Annotated in this window: 13 protein-coding genes; 7 read left to right on the top strand and 6 right to left on the bottom strand. The window is 71.0% G+C overall.

Annotation, left to right across the window (positions count from 1 at the left end; translation table 11 throughout):
* Positions 1 to 12 precede the first annotated feature (12 nt).
* Positions 13 to 920, bottom strand: a protein-coding gene (locus tag C503_RS45235) for an IS5 family transposase (protein ID WP_425393540.1) whose coding sequence is annotated in 2 segments (ribosomal slippage) — positions 13 to 555 and positions 558 to 920 — 906 coding nt in all. Because the reading frame shifts where the segments join, the coding sequence is not laid out codon by codon here.
* 92 nt (positions 921 to 1,012) lie between these two features.
* On the opposite strand from C503_RS45235, the gene C503_RS0133510 reads away from it, so the two are divergent.
* Positions 1,013 to 1,657, top strand: a complete 645-nt coding sequence (locus C503_RS0133510) for an NsdA family TPR-like regulatory protein (RefSeq protein WP_018686601.1) — start codon at positions 1,013 to 1,015, stop codon at positions 1,655 to 1,657.
* A gap of 206 nt (positions 1,658 to 1,863) precedes the next feature.
* Here C503_RS0133510 and C503_RS41865 read toward each other — a convergent pair whose 3' ends face one another.
* Entirely contained in the window at positions 1,864 to 2,127 is a 264-nt protein-coding gene (locus C503_RS41865; RefSeq protein ID WP_018686600.1) for an AMED_5909 family protein, read from the bottom strand.
* A 217-nt stretch (positions 2,128 to 2,344) separates the two neighbouring features.
* Between C503_RS41865 and C503_RS0133500 the strand changes: the two genes are divergently transcribed.
* Together C503_RS0133500 and C503_RS48270 are read left to right on the top strand one after the other, a co-directional pair.
* Positions 2,345 to 3,250, top strand: coding sequence for an NADP-dependent oxidoreductase (locus tag C503_RS0133500; RefSeq protein WP_018686599.1), 906 nt, complete (start codon positions 2,345 to 2,347; stop codon positions 3,248 to 3,250).
* A gap of 92 nt (positions 3,251 to 3,342) precedes the next feature.
* Complete coding sequence (locus C503_RS48270; protein ID WP_018686598.1) at positions 3,343 to 4,899, top strand: methyl-accepting chemotaxis protein; 1,557 nt, start codon at positions 3,343 to 3,345, stop codon at positions 4,897 to 4,899.
* A 17-nt stretch (positions 4,900 to 4,916) separates the two neighbouring features.
* Here C503_RS48270 and C503_RS0133490 read toward each other — a convergent pair whose 3' ends face one another.
* Positions 4,917 to 5,516 (bottom strand): nitroreductase family protein, encoded by a 600-nt coding sequence (locus tag C503_RS0133490; protein WP_026316960.1) that lies wholly within the window; start codon positions 5,514 to 5,516, stop codon positions 4,917 to 4,919.
* Positions 5,517 to 5,543: 27 nt separating this feature from the next.
* On the opposite strand from C503_RS0133490, the gene C503_RS0133485 reads away from it, so the two are divergent.
* From C503_RS0133485 to C503_RS0133475, 3 genes are all read left to right on the top strand, one after another.
* Positions 5,544 to 6,407 (top strand): exodeoxyribonuclease III, encoded by an 864-nt coding sequence (locus C503_RS0133485; protein ID WP_026316959.1) that lies wholly within the window; start codon positions 5,544 to 5,546, stop codon positions 6,405 to 6,407.
* A gap of 178 nt (positions 6,408 to 6,585) precedes the next feature.
* Positions 6,586 to 7,305, top strand: a complete 720-nt coding sequence (locus tag C503_RS41860) for a Crp/Fnr family transcriptional regulator (RefSeq protein WP_018686595.1) — start codon at positions 6,586 to 6,588, stop codon at positions 7,303 to 7,305.
* A 55-nt stretch (positions 7,306 to 7,360) separates the two neighbouring features.
* On the top strand, positions 7,361 to 7,984 hold the full coding sequence (locus C503_RS0133475) for a hypothetical protein (RefSeq protein ID WP_156893690.1): 624 nt from the start codon (positions 7,361 to 7,363) through the stop codon (positions 7,982 to 7,984).
* A 127-nt stretch (positions 7,985 to 8,111) separates the two neighbouring features.
* Here C503_RS0133475 and C503_RS43880 read toward each other — a convergent pair whose 3' ends face one another.
* Positions 8,112 to 9,230 carry a hypothetical protein gene (locus C503_RS43880; protein ID WP_018686593.1) on the bottom strand — a complete coding sequence of 373 codons (1,119 nt, stop codon included), beginning with the start codon at positions 9,228 to 9,230 and terminating at the stop codon, positions 8,112 to 8,114.
* Between the two features lie 12 nt (positions 9,231 to 9,242).
* The gene (locus tag C503_RS0133465; RefSeq protein WP_018686592.1) at positions 9,243 to 9,971 is read right to left on the bottom strand and encodes an SMODS-associated NUDIX domain-containing protein; all 729 of its coding nucleotides are present in this window, start codon (positions 9,969 to 9,971) and stop codon (positions 9,243 to 9,245) included.
* A gap of 1 nt (position 9,972) precedes the next feature.
* Here C503_RS0133465 and C503_RS0133460 point away from each other — a divergent pair, with 1 nt between their 5' ends.
* Positions 9,973 to 11,493 carry a hypothetical protein gene (locus tag C503_RS0133460; protein WP_156893689.1) on the top strand — a complete coding sequence of 507 codons (1,521 nt, stop codon included), beginning with the start codon at positions 9,973 to 9,975 and terminating at the stop codon, positions 11,491 to 11,493.
* Here the strand turns inward: C503_RS0133460 and C503_RS0133455 are convergent.
* Positions 11,411 to 14,821 carry an indolepyruvate ferredoxin oxidoreductase family protein gene (locus tag C503_RS0133455; RefSeq protein WP_018686590.1) on the bottom strand — a complete coding sequence of 1,137 codons (3,411 nt, stop codon included), beginning with the start codon at positions 14,819 to 14,821 and terminating at the stop codon, positions 11,411 to 11,413. The two genes, C503_RS0133460 and C503_RS0133455, sit on opposite strands and share 83 nt — an antisense overlap.
* Positions 14,822 to 14,929 lie beyond the last annotated feature (108 nt).

The following is a 14,929-nucleotide window of genomic DNA, read 5'->3' as shown; positions in this document are numbered from 1 at the left end:
CTAGGCCGTGTTTCAGATGTGGCGGAGCCAGATGTTGATGCTGGCGATGGTGATGGTGGCGGTGTAGCGCAGGGCGAGTTTGTCGTAGCGGGTAGCTACTGCGCGGTGTTGTTTGAGCAGGTTGATGCCGCATTCCACGGCGTGGCGCTGCTTGTAGATCTCGGTGTCGAACGCGGGTGGCCGTCCGCCGTGGGAGCCTTTGTTCTTGCGGTGGGCGGCTTGGTCACGGGGTTGTGCGATGGTGGCCTTGATCCCGCGTCGACGCAGGTAGGCCCGGTTGGCCCGCGAGGAGTAGGCCTTGTCCGCCAGCACACGGTCCGGGCGGGTCCTGGCTCGACCGGCACCGGCCCTGGGCACCCGGATCGCCTCGATCACCGCCGTGAACCGGGGGCTGTCACCACGCTGCCCGGCAGTGACCAGCAGTGACAACGGTTTGCGGCCCTGCTCACAGGCCAGATGCAGCTTCGTGGTCCACCCGCCCCGCGAACGCCCCAGGGCGTGGTCACGAGGCTCGACCCCACCGGCGATCGTGTCGGGTGGTTCGACCTGGAGATCCCCCTTTTCCTCGCCCCGGCGGCATGATGATGCGCCCGCGAGATCGTGGAGTCCACACTGACATCCCACACCACCTGCCCGCCGGCATCGGCGCGGACCTGCAACGCGGTCAGGATCCGTCGCCACACCCCGGCCCGCTGCCATCGACGGAACAACCCGTACACGGTCTGCCACGGCCCATACACCGGCGGGACATCCCGCCACGGCGCACCCACTCGAACCCGCCACCGGATCCCATCGATCAACCGACGCTTGCTCCACTTCGGTGGACGGCCAGGCTTACGACCCACAGGCAACAACGGGCGCAACACGGCCCACTGCGCGTCGGTCAGATCACCCCGGCCCGTCGCCGCTACGCTGGCCACGAGGTCTCCGGTCGGACAGGTTTTCTTGGTCGTTAACCCGTCTACCGGAGACCTCGCCCCGTCTCAGACACCGACACACCCAAGATCCACATTTGAAACACGGCCTAGCCGTAGCCCGCGACGCCAACGATCCTCTCCGCTGCGCCCTAGCCCTAGAGCAAATTGGCCGCGTCTACCTCCACCAAAAGCAGTACACCGACGCCCGAGAAATCTTCACCGTCGGCACCCTCACCGCCGAACGCGCCCACTCCGGCGAAGCAGAAGCCATGCTTCTCTCCGGACAGGCTCGCACCTACGCCGAAACCAAACAACCCCTCCGAGCCCTCGACTGCATGACCCGCGCCGAAGAAGCCCTCACCCAACCCACTGAAACCACCCTCCCCGAACCCCGGACCTTCAACCAAGCTCGCCTAACCAGCGACTACGGCCGCCTCTACGCAACACTGACCAGCCACGACACCCGATTCGTCGACCAGGCCATTACCACTCTTACGGCTAGCACCACTCCGTCAAACACTCTCCATGTCAAGCGCTTGGTCTTCCGTCTCACCGAACTCGCCGCTGCTCACCTTTACGGCGGAGACCGCGAGACAGGCATTCACATTGGCCACCAAGTCATGGATATGGCCGCTCATATGCGCTCGGAGCGCCTGGCCGAGCACTTGAAGATTCTGCGGGCAGCGGTTCACGTGCAGGTTGCTGGCAGCGACATCACAGAACTGGCTACTCGCTTGTAAAACGGCATCGGTTGAGACTGCCATCTTATCGACTACGCCACGCGCACTAAGCACGTCATCTGTGCAGGTGAAGCCAGGCGTCGACCGTCTACAGCAGACACCAAAAGGGGTCGACACGCGAACCGTAGGTTCTGGGTTCGAGCCCCAGGCGGCCCACCGTGCTGCCTGGTCACGTCCGTGGCCAGGCAGCATGTGTGTTTCAGGGATCAGGGGGCGTAGTACCGGTCTGGGTCCACCGATTCGGTGCCGGTGGTCAGTTTCGTGCCCCACTCCCGGGCGGTGGCGGCTTCGCCGAGGGCTTCGTGGTGGTGGTGGGGGTCGGTGGTGGCTACACGTTGGAAGATGTTGGCGCAGGTTGTGTAGTAGTCGATCCACTGTTGGCGGGGGGCTTTGGCGGTGGGGCGGTTGGCGCGGATCAGTTCGCGGGCGGCGTGCAGGCTGCAGGGGATCTTGGGGTTCGGGCGGGGCATCGCTCGGCCTTTCCGGTTGGGGCACGTGTCGGACTACGGCGGTGGGGAACGGCTGCCTGGTCTGAGCGGTGGCCGGGTGGAAAGGGGGAGCGCTCTCGCTCGTTGGGGCGGGCGAGTGGGCACGAACACGTGAACGGTGTCCCCAACGCGCTTGACCTCCAGTAATGTGGAGGTTTAAGACTCGGTCCCGAGTGGTTGCGACGACATTGGGGCGTGGATGAAGGCGGCGGGGTTCTTCGAGTTCGGTGGGCCGGACGTGCTGCGGGTGGTCGAGGTGGCGACGCCGGTGGCTGGGCCGGGGGAGGTTCGGGTGCGGGTCAAGGCGGCCGGGGTGCAGCCGTTTGATGTGGCGGTGCGGTCGGGGTGGACGCCGCCGGGGGTGGTGGGTGGGTTTCCGCGGGTGCCGGGGAACGAGTTCGCCGGGGTGGTGGACCAGGTCGGGGCCGGGGTCGGTGAGGTGCTGCCCGAGGTGCTCGGGTTCGGGCGGCTCGGCTGCTATGCCGAGCACGTGGTGGTGCCCGCCGACCAGGTGACCGCGAAGCCCGCCGGGATGCCGTGGGAGGTGGCGGGTGGGTTCACCGCCGGTGCCCAGACCGCGCATATCGCGTTGCGGGAGTTGGGGGTCGGAGAGGGGGACACACTGATCGTGCATGCGGCGGCCGGGGGCGTCGGGTCAATGGCCGTGCAGTTGGCGGCTCGGTGGGGTGCCAGGGTGATCGGTACCGCGCGGGCGGAGAACCACGACTACCTGCGCTCACTCGGTGCGACGCCGGTGGAGTACGGGGACGGGCTGATGGACAGGGTGCGGGAGCTCGCGCCCGGCGGTGTGGACGCGGCGCTCGTCGCGGTCGGTGGGGAGGCGTTGGCCGTGTCGCTGGCGCTGGTTGAGGACCGGGGTCGGATCTTGACCTTGGTCGATCACGACAAAGCGCCCGAACTTGGCATCCGGGTCACGCCCAACCTGCGGTCGGCCGAACGGCTCGCCGAACTTGCCGACCTCTACGCGCGAGGCGAGTTGCGGTTCCACGTCCGGAGTACATATCCGCTGGAACGCGCGGCCGACGCGCACCGGGACGTCGAGGCCGGGCATGGGCGGGGCAAGGTCGTGCTCACCATCGGCTGACCCTCGTCCGGGGGAGCGTGGGCAAAGCCGCTCAGGTTCCCGCCCGGGGTGCCAATGTGCCCGGTAAAGGGCGGTGTCCCAGGAGGTGGCGGATGGCGTTGAGCACGCGGGTTCGGCTGCTGATGTTGGCCGGTGTCGGGGTCGTCGCGCTCGGCGTCATGAGCGGGGTCGCCGCGTACGCCAGCAGTGCCCAGACCGACGCCACCGGTGGGCTCGCGCGGGTCAGCGCGGCGATGAGCGAGCAGTGGAACGCCGACATGATGCACGACGCCATCCGTGGTGACGTGCTGGCGGCGATCAGCGCGCGCACCGCGGACGAGCGTGCGGCGTTCGGCCTCGATGAGGCGGCCGAGCACGCCCAGACCATGGTGGCCAAGTTCGACTCTGCCGCGGCGGGCGCGCCCGCCGCGATCCAGGCGGAGTTCGCCGACACCCGGCCCGCGGTGCTCGCCTACGTCGACAAGGCCACCAGGCTGGTCGGCACCGACCCGGACGCCGCACGCGCCCAGATCGCCGACTTCATGGCCGCGTTCAACCAGCTGGAGGAGCGTCTCGGCGCCCTCGACGACCACCTGTCCGCGGCCGTGGAACAACAGCGCGCGGACGCCGACGGCATCGGTGGCGACAACCTGACCCTGATCATCCTCTGTGGACTGATCGCGGCCGCGGCGTTCCTCGGCATCGCGCTGTGGACCATCCGCGCCATCCGGGCGCCGCTGCTGGCCATGGTCCGCGGCCTGCAGGCGATGGCCGCCCGCGACCTGACCACCCGGGTCCATCTGGACCGCCGGGACGAGCTCGGCGACATGGCCGCCGCGATCAACGCCACCGCCGAGTCCATGTCCGGCGTGCTCACCTCCATGGGCCAGGGCACCGCGACCCTGCTCGCCGAGGGTGCCGACCTGGACGAGGTCTCCGGCAGGCTGGGCTCGGCCGCCGCGGACACCCAGGCGCGGGCGGGCGAGGTCGCCGAGTCGGCTGGCGTGGTCACCGACACCATCGCCACGATCTCCGCCGCTTCCCGCCAGATCGGCGCCTCCGTGCACAGCGTGTCCGAGGCCAGTTCGGCCGCAACGTCCGTCGCCGCCGAGGCCGCGCACGCCGCCGAGACCACCACCGCGGGCGTCCAGCGGCTGCACGCCGCGAGCCGGGAGATCGACGAGATCGTCCGGACGATCACCAGCATCGCCGAGCAGACCAACCTGCTCGCCCTCAACGCCACCATCGAGGCGGCTCGCGCGGGGGCCGCCGGGCGAGGGTTCGCGGTCGTGGCCAGCGAGGTGAAGGACCTGGCCCAGGAGACGGCGCGAGCGACGGAGAACGTCAAGGAGAAGATCGGGGTCATCCAGACGATGACCGACGAGGCGGTCACCTCGATCGACGGCATCCGCACGGTGATCACCCAGATCAACGACGGCCAGCAGCACATCTCGTCGGCCGTGGACGAACAGACCCGCACCACCTCCGCGATCACCTCGGGCGTCAGCGAGGTCAGCCACACCACGACCCAGATCCGGGACAGCCTGGCGGGCATCTCCACCTCCGCCGCCGCCACCGCGGACGGCGCCACCGCCACCCAACGCTCGGCCGCCACCCTCACGGCGACGGCGCGTGGGGTGAACGACCTGATCGCCACCTTCCGCTACTGATCACCAGGGGTACGGAGCTATTTGTCGCCCCACTGCCCCCGGTGGATCACGTCGGCGGGATCGCGGCGGCGGTCCTTGAAGCGGGTGCCCATCGGCGGGATGTCCGGGGAGCGGTAGCCGACCGTGATGCCGCCGATGGGGGCGTAGTCGTCGGGGATGGCGAACTCGGTGCGGAAGCCCGGGATGTGTTCGGGGGCGATGCCGAACAGGCAGGCGTCCAGGCCCTCGTCGATGGCGGTGAGGAGCATGAGCAGGGCGGCCATGCCGGTGTCGATGAACCAGTACGGCGCGGGCCAGCGGCTTTCCGCGCGGTCCTCCCAGCCCTTGTCCGGTTCCGCGTACCGCTCCAGGTAAGTCCTCTTGTGCGCCAACGGGACCACCACCAGCGGTGCGTCCTGCATGGTCGGCGTGTCCTGCACCCGGGTCGGCACGAACGGCCAGAAGCGGGCGCGGTCGGTGGCGTCGGTCAGGGCCAGGAAGGACCAGCCCTGGGAGAAGCCCGCGGAGGGGGCGCGCAGGGCGTTGGCGAGGATCCGGTCGACGGCGCCCGGGGGCAGGGGCTGGTCCGTGTAGTGGCGCACCATTCGCCTGCGGCGGACTACCTCGGAGAACTCCATGGGGCGAAGTTACTGGGCAGGGCTACCGTGGGGCGAGTGCGTGTTGTCACCTGGAACGTGAACTCCGTGAAGCAGCGGTTGCCCCGGTTGTTGCCGTGGCTGGACGAGCGGGCGCCCGATGTGGTTTGTCTGCAGGAGACCAAGCTGGCCGATGAGGCGTTCGGGAAGCTGCTCGGGGACGAGTTGGCCGGGCGTGGCTACGAGGTGGCCCTCAATGGCGAGGTGCAGTGGAACGGGGTGGCGATCCTGTCCCGGGTGGGCCTCGACGACGTCGTGCGGGGGATTCCGGGCGGGCCCGGGTTCCCGCACCAGGAGGCGCGGGCGGTGTCTGCCACCTGCGGTGGGGTGCGGGTGCACTCCGTGTACGTGCCGAACGGGCGGGAGCCGGACTCCGACCACTACCGGTACAAGCTGGACTGGCTGGCCGCGCTGCGGGACACCGTCGCGGCCGGGCCGGGCGAGGTCATGGTCTGCGGGGACGTCAACATCGCGCCCACCGACGCCGACGTGTTCGACCCGGCCGCGTTCGTGGGCCACACGCATGTCACGCCAAGTGAGCGGGCCGCCTTGCAGGGCCTGTTCGACCTGGGGCTGCACGACGTCGTGCGGGAGCGGTGGCCCGGTGAGCGGGTGTTCAGCTACTGGGACTACCGGGCCGGGATGTTCCACCAGGATCTCGGCATGCGGATCGACCTCGTCCTCGCGGGCGCCCCGGTGACGGGTCGGGTCGCGGCGGCGTGGGTGGACCGGAAGGCGCGGAAGGGGACCGGGCCGAGTGACCACGCGCCGGTCGTGATCGATCTGGACACCGCGCCGGACGGGGACATCGGGCCGGTGGTACCCCCGCCGTCGGTCCGGGGGAAGACCGGGAAGCTGCCGCAGTCCCGGTGAACAGGATCGCCCGATGGGGCCAGTGGACTACGCGCGGTAGGTCCGGGTGGCGGTGGTGTTGTGGTCTGATCCGGGGCATCCCGTCGGCATCGGGGTGATTCGGCCGCCGGGGGCCGATCCGTGTGCCCACCCGGGCGGCAGGCTGAATCGCGTTCGCCCGACCTAGCGGAGGAGCGATGTGACCAGCGCTGAAGCGGAGTGGCCCGGTACCAGCCTGCTCGGCAGGCTCGGCGAGAAGACCCGGGCGGCCCTGCTCGCGGCGGGCGCCGAGATCCGCTACGACAAGAACCACTACCTGCTGCGCCAGGACGAGGAGGGCGATATCGCCTACCTGATCATGGACGGGGCGGTGAAGGTGTTCGTGGAGACGGCCTCGGGCACCAAGAGCCTGCTCGGCATCCGGCTGGCCGGGGAGATGGTCGGCGAGATGGGCGCGCTTGACCCGGAGGCGCGGCGGTCGGCCACCGTGCAGGCCTCCACCCCGGTCGTGGTGCGGTCGCTGCACCGGACCCGGCTGCGCCAGCTCATGGTGGAGTACCCGGAGCTGGCGCTGGAGGTCAACCGGATGATCAGCGCCCGGCTGCGGTGGGCGAACCGGCGGCGGGTGGACGCGACCATCAAGGACGGCCGGGTGAAGCTGAGCAGGCTGCTGGTCGAGGTGGCCGCGCACTACGGCGAACGCGTCGGCGACCACTGGGAGCTGCGTGTCCCGCTCACCCAGCACGAGCTCGGCTACATGGCGGGCCTGGCCAACCGCACCGTGGAGAAGGCGCTGCACGACCTGGAGTCGGAGGGCGCCATCAGCAAGAGCTACCGCCGGATCCGCATCGTGGACATGGCGCGGCTGCGGCACATCGCCGGGTGGGGCGAGAATCCGCCGCCATGCGTAGTGCCCTGAGCCGAAGTGTCGGAGAGTGTCGATCACACCCTGGGCGACACGAAAGGCGCAGTAGATGGCACCGAACGGCGCAGCGCCGCCCCGGCTCTGCGTTGCCGCGGCCGCGCACGGCCCCGGTACGGACCTTCGGGACCCGCTCGTAGAGGTGCTCGACGAGGCCGCGCTGCGCGCCGGGCTGGACAGACCGGTGTGGCGGGAGTGGGCGGCGGCCGCCGTCCCGGTCGCCGCGATCGCCGTGCCGGACCTGGTGGCGGTGTCCATCGACCGGTTCACCCGGGCCTTGGACGTGACCCTCGGCCTGCACAACACCACCGTCGGGCGGCCCCGGCTGCGGCTGCGGGTCGTGCTGCACTTCGGCCTGCTGGACGACGCCGGGTGCGCCGGGCCCGCGGTCGACCAGGCGGTGCGGCTGCTGGACCAGCACGACCTGCGGGACGCGCTGGACGAGGCACCGGACAGCGCGCTGGCGCTGCTGCTGTCCGACCGGGTGCCGACCTGTCCGTGGTGGCTGGAGGAGTTCCGCGAGGTGCCGCTGTGGGCGGGCAGACCCAGGGTCGGGCCGCACGCCCGGCGCGGGGACGTGCTCGGCGGCGCGCCGGACTGCTGTGACCGGGCCTGGCTGTGGACGCCGGGGTGGTACCCGGTGGTGGCAGGGTCCACCCCGGACCGTGGCGCCTGAACCAGGCGGGCGCCTGAGGACAGTTACTGGTCAATTCCCGGCTCGGCGGGTGATTCGCCGCTCGTACCCCGCACACTGGGGTGCGGCGGGTGTTTCGTCCACTGAGGACCGAGGAGACCGAGAAGAATCAGCGCGACAGGTGGATCCAGGCATGCGCGGTGAAATCCTTGTCGGGCAGGGTCGCCTGCGTCGCGGTGAACCCGTCCGGGTCCAGGTTGCCGTACCGGTGACGCACGATCTCCTGGTAGAGCACGTCCGGGACGATCAGCGCGAGATCCGAGTCGGTGCCATCGGCCAGCGCCGTGCGCAGCTCGCGGCTGTCGAGCAGGCGGTGCACCGCGACCGGGATCTCGCCGGACGCGCCGCCGTCGCCGGGCGCGACGTGGCCGCGGTGCAGGGCGACCCGCAGCCGCAGCCGGGCGTGCTCGTTGAGATCGGCGTTGGTCTCGCGCAGCGCCGACCGCAATCCCTCGATGAACGCGGGCACCACGGTGGACTCGTCCACCCCGGAGGGCAGCACCGCGAACTGCCCGTCACCCGCGTGCTGCAGCTCCACGTCGTGATCGGACACCCCGGTGCGTCGCCGGGCCGCGGCCAGCACGTCGAAGAACCGGGTCTGCGCGCGCTGCGCGGCGGCGCCCTCGAACCGGCGGAACTTCTCGATGTCGGCGGCGTAGCACAGCCGCACCGCGGCGGGACGCGCGTTGGTCGGCACCGGCGCCGTCAGCGAGATCGGCCGCACGATCTCGGACCAGCCGGTGGGCAGGGGAACCGCGAACCGGTGCGCGCGCACCGAACTGGCGTGGTCGCGGCGGTTTCCGACCCGCGCGGGCACGATCGCGGAGGCGTCCGCGCGCAGCGTCCCGGCCAGCGTGGTGGCTGTCGTGGGCAGCTGCACCACCGCGTGCGCGAGGCAGTCCTCCGGGATCGGGTCGGTGCCCACCGGGTCGCCGACCAGCCAGCCGACCGCGCCGGTGGGCAGGGTGGACACCGAGGTGGGCACGCCGAGGTCGGGCGCGGTGCCCGCCCACAGCTCGGTCGCGCACACGGCCGGGTCGTCGAACGCCACCCGCAGGTAACAGGCGATGAACCGGACGCGGCGCGCGCCGCCGTCCAATCGCAGCCGGAAGCACACCCGCACCAGGCCGTGCCCGGCCGCGGCCGGCCGCGCGTCCGGCACCACCGAGACCTCCGGCGGCGCGTACGCCACGTCCCCGATCGGCCGCGGCGACCCCAGGTCCACCATGCCCCGCTCCCCTCAGCGCATCGGCGGCACGTCCGGCAGGACGCGCCGGTCCCCCAACAGCAGCGCGGTCTGCGGGGCGATCAGCACCCTCCCGTGTCGACCGTGCGCGATGTCCTCCGGGTGCGCGTTGACCACCAGCGGCCGGGCCTGGTCGGCACCGGCCGCGACCAGCTCGCGCACCAGGCGCAGCGTCGCGGTGTTCGGGGTGAGCAGGTCGTACACCTCGAACCGGCGGAACTGCTTGTACTGCTTGCCCGGCACGTCGTGCGGTCCCTCCGAGACCGTCCGCACCAGCCGGTGGTCCAGCTCGCCCATGTCCGCGGCCAGGTGCGGCAGTCCCACCTCGCCGAGCTCCTCGGTGAACTCGCGCACCAGGCACTCGCGCGAACTCTCCCGGTAGGCGCCGGATTCGAACCAGCGCAGGAAGTCGCGCAGGCCGTGGTCGGGCAGGAAACCACGCAGGTCCGCCCATTGCAGCGTGTTCGGGCCGGTGCGTTCCGGCCGGAACCCGACTTCTTCCAGCACGGGCACCGCGGGCGGGAAGTACTTGACCACGCCGCTGGGCGGACCGTACAGACCGGGGCGGTTGATGGAGTGGAAGAGCACGAACCGCTCGTCCTCGCGGATCCGCAACAGCATGCTCAGCGACACCCGGACCTGCCGCCGTGGATCGGAACCGGACACGGCGAACAGCGTGGCACAGCCGGGTCCGGCGAGCCACCCGATCCGGGGGATCGCCATGGTGCCTGAGGTGAACCTGGGCCGATTGGCCATCCCGGACCCGGACCGGCTGGCCGCCGTGGTGCGGCAAGTGCGGTGGCCGGAACCGGTTACGCGAATCGAGTTCGTGCGTGTGCTCACCGGCGGGCACAGCGGCGCGCTCGTCGTGCAGGCGCGGGTGGGGCAGGTCGACCGGGTGGTGAAAGTCGACTCTTCTCGGGTGCTGCGGCGCGAGTGGGAGGCCTATAGGCGCGTGGTCGCCCCGCAGGCGAACGCTTGCTGTGTCCCGATCGTGGCCACCACCGGCTGGGAGGAGGAGTCGGCGGCGGTGGTTTACGCCGATGTCGGCCATTTCTCCGGAGTGGGCGGCGAGGTGCGCGTGGTGCAGGAGGTCTTCGCGGAGGCAATGCGCACTGGTTCGGCCGATGCGGTGTGCGGTGCTGTTGCAGAGGTGTTGCAGGGCGCGATCGAGGTGTTCCACCGGCGTGCGCGGGTGGTGGAACAGCCATCGTCGTTGCGGGAGGCCAACTCGGGACTGGGGCCGAGCCTGACTGTGTGCGCGGGACCGGGAGAGGGGGTGCTCGTATCGGACGAGGAGGTGGTGCGGCGCTCGTGTGGGGGTGCGGGTGACTTCGACTCGGGCGCGATGGTCACGTTCGGGCCGTTGCACGTGTCGACGCGGCCAGGGGTGTTGGTCGGGCGGGATTTCCGGGTCGAGCTCGTTGGCGGGCGGGTGACCGACTTTGGCCGGATGACCGGGCGTGTCATCGGTGTGCGTGGGGCTGATACGCGTGACCGCGTGCGGAAGGCTTACGGGCCAGACCCGTTGCCGGAACACGCGGACCCGTTCGACGGTCTGTCCCGGATCCTGCTGGAGGAACTACCAGGACGGGTGCGCAGTATGGCGCATGGAGACCTCAACCCCAGGAACATCGTCCTCGCCGGGACTATGCCGCACCTGATCGACTACGCGCGGACAACGGAGGACGCGGCGCAGCAGTCGGACTTCTGCTGGCTGGAGATCGGGTTCGTCCGGGATGTGTTGTACGACCAGGACCCGGTTGCCGTGCTGCGGTTGCAGCGCGCGTTGGCAGTGGCGTCTATCGGGCTGGATCTGGGGCTCGACGTGGACTCGGTACGCGCGCGGTGCGAACCGTTGACGGAGCTGGGAGTGGCTTTCCGAACGCTGCTCACGATCCGCGCGGCCGGGCTCGGCTGCCACCCGCCGCGCGCGGGGCAGCGGTGGGTGGACGAGTACCAGCGGAGCCTGCTGTTGGCCGCGCACCGCACGATGAAGTGGCACGAGCCGGTCCAGACCTCCGTCGCGTTGCGGTTGTCCTCGGTCGTGGCGGGCACGGCCATGGAGTGGCTGGACGGCGGGAACCCGTTCCGCTACTGGGATCCCGCCGACCTGCGGTACCTGTGCGACGCGCGGGACGTGCTCGCGCGGTGGATCCAGATCAGACTGGCTGGCGCTCCCGCTGGAGCTCGGACAGCAGGTCGGCCAGCCTGGCGCGGTAGTCCTCGATCGCGGCGGTCTTGATGTCCTCGTAGCCGCGGACGAGGTCCGGCAGGCCCGCGATGTGGACTGCCACGTCGTATCGGTCCAGATTGGCCACCAGGGTCTCGACCAGCGCCTCGTACTCGGTCACCAGCGCGCGTTCCAGCTTGCGCAGCCGGGCGTGGCCGAACGGGTCGATGGCCGTGCCGCGCAGCCTGCGCATCGCGTAGAGGACGGCGAACGCGGGGCGGGCGGTGCGCTTGAGAGTGAGCTTCCGGCGCATGCCCATGGCCCGCAGCATCGGCGGGTGCAGCTGGTAGCCGATCTTCGTGCCGGGACCGAACTTCGCCTCCGCCTCGGCCTGCATGCCGCGGTGCAGCCGCGCCACCTCGTACTCGTCCTTGTACGCCATGAGCTTGAACAGGTTGCGCGCCACTGTCTCCGACAGCGTGCCCGGCAGCCCCGCCTCCTGCTCGGCGGCGTGCACCCGGCGCACCGCGGCCAGGTAGCGGTGGGCGTAGGCCTCGTCCTGGTACGCGACCAGCTCGGGCAGGCGGATGTCCAACAGCCGCCGGAGCTCCCCGGTGAAGCCGTCGGCCAGCGGGGACGGCGCCACGACCTCCGGGGCGTCGCCCGCCAGCCAGGCCGGGTCCAGGATCGCCTGGCGACCCGCGCGGAACGCCTGGACGGTGCTGGCCACGCCGACGCCGTTGAGCTCGATGGCGCGCTCGATCGCGGCGGCCGAGACCGGCAGCAGGCCGAGCTGGTAGGCGGCGCCGATCACCAGGAAGTTCGCCGCTGCGGTGCTGTCGAAGAGGCGTTCGGCCAGGTCCAGGGCGTCGAAGGCGCGTAAATCCGCCGTGCGGGCGCGGATGCGGTCGAGTAGCTCGGCGCCGTTCGGGTAGGTGACCGCGGTGTCCACGACCATGCGGCCGGTCGGCACCTCGGAGGTGGACACCACTGCCACGGTGTGTGTGTCCGAGCAGCGGGACAGGTTCGGCTCGGTGGTCGCGGCGAGCGCGTCGAAGGCCAGGTAGGCGGTAGCGGTACCGGCAGGAACCAGGCCCGGCAGTTCGCCCCGGTTCGGGCTGAGACGCAGGTGCGACACCACCGCGCCCGCCTTCTGGCTCAGCCCGGTCTGGTCCAGCGCCCGCGCGTCCAGGCCGCTGAGCAGGGCCGCGGTCGCCAGCACCTGGTTCGCGGTGACCACGCCGGTGCCGCCGATGCCGACCATCACCAGCGCCGCCGACTCCGGGCGGGACGCGGGCTCCGGCAGGTCGGCGGGCAGCTCAGCGCGGTCGATCCGCTTCCGGCCCGGACCAGGCACCACGGTGACGAACGACGGACAGTCACCGAGCAGGCACGAATAGTCCTTGTTGCAGGACGTCTGGTCGATCTGCGTCTTGCGGCCGAACTCGGTGTCGACCGGCTCCACGCTCAGGCAGTTGGACTTGCGGCCGCAGTCGCCGCAGCCCTCGCACACCGCCTCGTTGATCAGCACCCGGGTGGCCGGGTCGGGCACCAGGCCGCGCTTGCGCTTGCGCCGCTTCTCCGCCGCGCACTCCTGGTCGTAGAGGATCACCGTCACGCCCGCGGTGTCGCGCAGCTCCCGCTGCACGGCGTCCATGTCGTCGCGGTGCCGTACCCGCACGCCCGGGGCCCAGCGCGGGCGTCGGCCGTACTTGCCCGGCTCGTCGGTGACCACGACCGTGCGCGCCACGCCCTCGGCGTGCAGCATGTGCGTGACCTCGACCGGGCCGACCGAGCCGTCCGCGTGCTGGCCGCCGGTCATCGCCACGGCCGCGTTGTAGAGCAGCTTGAAGGTGATGTTCGTGCCCGCCGCGACCGCCTGCCGCACGGCGAGGCTGCCGGAGTGGAAGAACGTGCCGTCGCCCAGGTTCTGGAAGAAGTGCGGGGTCTCGCTGAACGGGGCCGCGCCCACCCAGCTGACCCCCTCGCCGCCCATCTGGGTGAAGCCGACACTGCGGTCCATGAACGTGGTCATCGCGTGGCAGCCGATGCCCGCGCTGGCCAGCGAGCCGTCGGGGACCACCGTGGAGCGGTTGTGCGGGCAGCCGGAGCAGAAGAACGCGGTGCGGTTGACCAGCGGCAACCCGATCCTGGGCCGGTTCGCGGGGCGGGGCACGCTGACGTGCTCGGCGCCCAGCCGGTCGACCAGGTAGGGGGCCAGGGCGGTGACCAGGCGGTCGGCCTCCAGCGCGCCGGTGACCGGGACCAGCGGCCTGCCGTCCGGGCCGCGCTTGCCGAAGACCCGGGGGCGCACGGCCCGGTCGAACAGGGCCTCCTTGACCTGGGACTCGACGAACGCCCGCTTGTCCTCGACGACCAGCACCTCGGCCAGGCCGTCGACGAACCGGTCGAGGATGCCCGGCTCGATCGGGTAGACCATGCCGAGCCGGAGCAGCCGCACGCCGCGGCGGGCCAGCTCGCCGTCGGTGAGCCCGAGGCGGCCGAGCGCGTCGCGCAGGCAGGCGTAGGTGTGTCCGGCGGAGATGATGCCGATCCGGGCGTCCCCGGTCGCGCCCTCGATCCGGTTGACGCCGTTGGCGGCGGCGAACGCGGACGCGGCGGCGAACCGGCCCTCCAGCACCTCGCGCTCCATCGCCAGCGCCCGCGGGATGTCCACGCCCGGGTTGCGGGTGGACTGCCACGGCTTGCCGTCCCACTCGAACGGCGGCACCACGATGTCCGGCGTCGCGCCGAGGTCGACCACCTCGTAGGCGTCGCCCACCGCCGTGACCACGGTGAACCCGGTCCACGACCCGCTGAACCTGGACATCTCGAAGCCGAACCGGCCAAGCCGCAGCACGTCCGCCACGTCCACCGGGGCCAGCACCGGCAGGTACGCCTCGGCCAGCGCCATGGTCGAGTTCGACGGCAGCGAGGACGACTTGCTCGCCGGGTCGTCCCCGGCCACCACCAGCACCCCGCCGCGTGGCGTGGTGCCCATCCAGGTGCCGTGCTTGATCGCGTCGGTCGACCGGTCGACGCCGGGGGCCTTGCCGTACCAGAGGCCGAACACGCCGTCGAAGCGCGCGCCGGGCAGCTGCGGGGCCAGCTGCGAGCCGTAGACGACGGTGGCGCCCAGCTCCTCGTTTACCCCGGGGATGAACTCGATGTCGTGCTCGGCCAGCAGGTCGGCGTTGCGCGCCAGCACGATGTCCAGCCCGGCCAGCGGGGAGCCGCGGTAGCCGGAGACCAGGCCCGCGGTGCGCCAGCCCCGGGCGCGGTCGGCGCGGTGCTGGTCGACGAGTAGTTTGCCGAGTGCCTGCACACCGGTGAGCGCGCCGGGGCCGCTGTCCCGGCGAACCACGTCCGCCGGTCGGTAGTCGCTCCACAGCTCGGTCACCGCGGCTCACACCCTCTCGTGCGCCCTGCGCGCCGACAGGAAGGAGACGTCTCCAGGTGAGCGCTGTGCAAGACTTCGGCTAGATCTTTAAGCAGAATGCTCAAAATC

Origin of the sequence: Actinokineospora enzanensis DSM 44649, assembly GCF_000374445.1 — a bacterium.
GTDB classification, from domain to species: domain Bacteria; phylum Actinomycetota; class Actinomycetes; order Mycobacteriales; family Pseudonocardiaceae; genus Actinokineospora; species Actinokineospora enzanensis.
Note: the sequence above shows the minus strand (reverse complement) of the source record. Positions and strands in the feature narration are given on the sequence as shown.

What these genes read in the sequence shown, in the direction of transcription:
- C503_RS48270 (WP_018686598.1), top strand. Translation starts at nt 3,343, where the DNA reads ATGGCGTTGAGCACGCGGGTTCGGCTGCTGATGTTGGCCGGTGTCGGG.
- C503_RS0133465 (WP_018686592.1), bottom strand. Translation starts at nt 9,971, where the DNA reads ATGGCGATCCCCCGGATCGGGTGGCTCGCCGGACCCGGCTGTGCCACG.
- C503_RS41865 (WP_018686600.1), bottom strand. Translation starts at nt 2,127, where the DNA reads ATGCCCCGCCCGAACCCCAAGATCCCCTGCAGCCTGCACGCCGCCCGC.
- C503_RS0133500 (WP_018686599.1), top strand. Translation starts at nt 2,345, where the DNA reads ATGAAGGCGGCGGGGTTCTTCGAGTTCGGTGGGCCGGACGTGCTGCGG.
- C503_RS0133475 (WP_156893690.1), top strand. Translation starts at nt 7,361, where the DNA reads ATGGCACCGAACGGCGCAGCGCCGCCCCGGCTCTGCGTTGCCGCGGCC.
- C503_RS0133490 (WP_026316960.1), bottom strand. Translation starts at nt 5,516, where the DNA reads ATGGAGTTCTCCGAGGTAGTCCGCCGCAGGCGAATGGTGCGCCACTAC.
- C503_RS43880 (WP_018686593.1), bottom strand. Translation starts at nt 9,230, where the DNA reads ATGGTGGACCTGGGGTCGCCGCGGCCGATCGGGGACGTGGCGTACGCG.